Genomic DNA, 3960 nt, shown 5'->3' with positions numbered 1-3960 from the left:
AGCATTGTTTTGGTGTGCCGTCAAGGGTGGCGTACGCTGCCGAAAGCTAACATATCTGCAATTTTCAAGGTTCCGATGGAGCCTTTTTTTCAGCTCCATTTTTTCATAGGCTACTTTACACTACCAAGGTATGGCCTTTAAAGACCCCCTTCTGATTTTTTCCAAATTTCTGTCCATTATAACACCAAAGTTTACATCTGACAAGACACCTGTTAAAAAGTGTAAAGAAGTTTACAACAATGGCAGGGATTCTATATCATATAAGAATTCCCTGCCATTTATGCTGCATACCATATTTATTTTGCTGATATGAATATTATTTTACAGTAATCGTAAATGTTACTTTTTCTTTATTTGCTGTATTTGTACACGTAACTGTTGTCTTTCCAGGTTTCATCCCAACAAATTCCATTTCATCATCATATATTCCATCATCCATATCTTCGAATGCAAGAATCGTAGAATCTTCTACTGTCCATTTTAACTGACGGTCTTTTACTCCTTTTCCTTTTGTTTTCTTAACTTCAAGTTCCAACTCATCATTTACTCTTATACTACGTTTCAGAGAGCCTTTTGCACAAATCGTTTTGTTTTGGGAAGATGCCTTTGTTGTTTTTTTTACATTTTTCACTGTAATCTTAAAATTAATTTTTTTATCGGTTTTTGTATTTCGACAAGTAATTTTTGTTGTGCCTGCTTTCAGTGCTTTAAATTTAATGTCATCATCATGTCTTTCTTTTCCGGCAAATGTTACAATAGAAGAATCTTTAATACTCCAAGTCAGATTTTTATCTTTAACAGACTCTGGCTTATCTACTTCTAGTTCAAATATCTTTCCTTTAATAATACTACGTTTCTTTTTTCCCTCTCTTGAAATGTCTTTTTTCTTTGTAGCTGCCTGCACAGTACTAACATTTCCAATTGCAGGAGTGGTATAACCTGCCGCAAACAAAATAGTAAATAACAATACAACTGCCATACCAGGGAATAAACACATTCTTTTTCTCATAATTTTCTCCTTTCATTTTGCATAATTTTTGTAATCTTTTAAGATTTTATTGAATAACTTACTTTATTTTATATCTTGATTATACTCAAAAAAAATGAGAAAATCATTAAAAAACATATTTAAAAATGACAGATGATCAAGTTAAGAAAGGAGTATAAATCTATGAGGATGTTAATTGTTGAAGATGAAAAAGATTTGTGTAATATTTTAAAAAAACGGTTGCAAAAAGACTACACTATCGATGTTTGTATGGATGGCGAAGTTGCTAAAGATTATCTGAATACCTATACTTATGATATTATTTTACTTGATATTATGCTTCCTAAAATAGATGGAATCACTCTTTTAAAATGGTTGAGAAACCAAAAAAAGACTACACCTGTTCTTTTACTGACTGCAAAAAGTTCTATTGAAGAACGAGTAAATGGATTAGATTCCGGTGCAGACGATTATTTAATCAAACCGTTTGCTTTTGAAGAACTGCAGGCCAGACTTCGAGTTTTACTTCGAAGAAATATAGCAGCAGATCCAAGCGACATTCTTATTTATGAAGACCTTGTAATGGATACGAAAAAGAAAAAAGTCAGCCGTAATGGTAAGGAAATTTCCCTTACTACAAAAGAATATAAATTACTGCAATATATGATGCGCAATCCCGGACATGTTCTTTCACGTGATCAGCTTGAACAACGAGGCTGGGACAGTACTTTTGAGGGAGGTTCTAATATTATTGATGTCTATATCCGTTATCTCCGAAAAAAAATTGACTCCAATTATGAAAAAAAATTAATTCACACTGTATATGGTAAAGGATATTGTTTAGGAGAATAAATATGAAAACTTCAAAACTATCAATAAAATTCCGAATCACCTTTTGGTATACTCTTGTGTTTTCTCTTATTTTGGCTCTCGTATTTTTTTATATTTATTTTCTTTCTAAAAGCTACAGTGTCCATGATCTTCAGGAAGAACTAAAAGATGAATCCGCTGATATGCTGGAAAGTTTATATGATAAGTCTAGCAGGAATGATATTTTATATAATGCAGATTGGACAAAATTCTATGACGATAATGTTTCTATCAGTTTATATGATAAAAACAGTTCTTTTATAAATGGTGTTTCGCCAGAAGATTTTCCTGATAAAGTTCCATTTATCAAGAATAAGATACGACAGATAAAATCTGATAAAAACATCTGGTTAGTATATGACTATTGTTATGAAGAATCTCCGGAAGATTCCATATGGATTCGAAGCATCGCTTCTTATGGACATTGGTCAAGAATTCTTTATAATATGCTATGGATTTTTGCTGTTCTTTTCCCTATTACTGTTTTCATCTCCGCCTTTGTCGGCTACCATATATTAAAAAAAGCGTTACAACCAATTTATACGATCAGTGATATGGCAAAAGAGATATCTTTTTCCGTCAATCTTTCAAAACGTATTGAAACATCAAACACTCATGATGAATTTTCTTACTTGTCTGATGCATTTAATTCTATGATTGCTAAACTGGAAAAGTCTTTTGAAAAAGAGAAACAATTCACATCCGATGCAGCTCATGAACTAAGAACACCAATTTCAGTAATACAAAGCCACTGTGAATATTGCCTTGATGAACTAAAGCTCACCGATAGTGTTCGGGAAGAAATTGAGATTATTTATAAAAAAACAACCTACATTGGTCAGCTAGTTTCTCAGCTTCTTACTATATCCCGCACAGATAAGCATAGTTTTAAGCCTCAAAAAGAAGAAGTAGACCTTACTCTTTTAATAGAATCTGTCATAGAAGAACTTCAACAAAAGGCAGCTTATAAAAATATTTCTCTTTTATTTGAATATATCCCCCAAAATGAATCATATATTATTCAAGGAGACACGATGCTCCTAATGCGTATGATTTATAATCTTATAGAAAATGCGATCAATTATGGTATCAATGGTGGATGTGTCTGGGTTAATCTTATAAAAAACCAAGAAAACACTGATATTATCATCAAAGATAATGGAATCGGTATCAAAAAAGAACATCTTGATAAAATATGGAATCGTTTTTATCGAGTTGATAAAAGCAGGAGCGCCGGGGAAGGTTTTGGACTTGGACTTTCTATGGTCCGTTTTATTGTAGATATTCACAATGGAAATATCTCTGTAAAAAGTAAACCTGGATACGGAACTATATTTACTGTGTCATTATAAAGCAATATCATTGACCACCTTCTCTTTTCTATGTTACAATTAATTAAGAGGAGGTGCCGGATATGATCTATTTGACAATTCTCAATACAACATCTATTCTATTTTTTAAAATTGGGCGAATGCTTTTGTCTGGTTTTCGTGGTGTGATGAAGCTGATTTTTTAAGCGTCTTTTTGTAATGTACAAAAAGGCGCTTTTTTTGACCCGGAAACTCTATGAGCAAATACAGTAAAGACTCTAATGATACATTATTAAGAATGGAGGTCACTTTATGAATACATATTTTAAAAAATCCACAAAGCGGTCTGTTATTTCCATGCTGAGCATTGCCATTACTCTTTGCCTGCTATTTTCCCTTCTTTTTCCGGGAAAAGCTGTTAATGCAACTCCAAGAATGAGACTGAATAAAACTGCCATTACACTGATTCAAGAAAAAACTGTAAAGCTACGAGTAATTGGAACTAAAAAGAAAGTAACATGGAAAAGCAGTAATAAAAAGATTGCAAAGGTAAATAAAAAGGGAGTTGTAAAAGCTTTAAGCCCTGGCAAATGCACCATTACTGCAAAGGTAAGAGGCAAAAAGCTAAAATGTAAAGTAACGGTAGATACCGTTGAACGAATTAATTGTTAATGATTTCATGAGCTGTCACCAGACTGCTCACACGAATTGTCATCAGATTGCTTAACTGCCTGTCATAGATAATGGTGGATTCGCCGCCCGAAAACGGGCGGCTGACTTTTACTTAGTTGT

The 3960-nt window shown here is 32.9% G+C and carries 4 protein-coding genes; 3 read left to right on the top strand and 1 reads right to left on the bottom strand.

Annotated features, from left to right (window positions below; translation table 11 throughout):
- Positions 1–316: 316 nt before the first annotated feature.
- Positions 317–1009: a hypothetical protein gene (locus FYJ25_RS14175; protein WP_154581585.1), complete on the bottom strand. Its 693-nt coding sequence runs from the start codon at positions 1007–1009 to the stop codon at positions 317–319.
- Between the two features lie 162 nt (positions 1010–1171).
- On the opposite strand from FYJ25_RS14175, the gene FYJ25_RS14170 reads away from it, so the two are divergent.
- The 3 genes from FYJ25_RS14170 to FYJ25_RS14160 all read left to right on the top strand — a co-directional run bounded on the left by FYJ25_RS14170 (position 1172) and on the right by FYJ25_RS14160 (position 3840).
- Positions 1172–1840: a response regulator transcription factor gene (locus FYJ25_RS14170; protein ID WP_154581584.1), complete on the top strand. Its 669-nt coding sequence runs from the start codon at positions 1172–1174 to the stop codon at positions 1838–1840.
- Between the two features lie 2 nt (positions 1841–1842).
- Positions 1843–3210, top strand: coding sequence for a sensor histidine kinase (locus FYJ25_RS14165; RefSeq protein WP_154581583.1), 1368 nt, complete (start codon positions 1843–1845; stop codon positions 3208–3210).
- Between the two features lie 270 nt (positions 3211–3480).
- Complete coding sequence (locus tag FYJ25_RS14160) at positions 3481–3840, top strand: Ig-like domain-containing protein (RefSeq protein WP_154581582.1); 360 nt, start codon at positions 3481–3483, stop codon at positions 3838–3840.
- The last annotated feature ends 120 nt before the right edge of the window (positions 3841–3960 follow it).

This window comes from Anaerobutyricum soehngenii (assembly GCF_009697165.1).
In the GTDB taxonomy this organism is placed as follows: Bacteria; Bacillota; Clostridia; order Lachnospirales; family Lachnospiraceae; genus Anaerobutyricum; species Anaerobutyricum soehngenii.
Note: the sequence above shows the minus strand (reverse complement) of the source record. Positions and strands in the feature narration are given on the sequence as shown.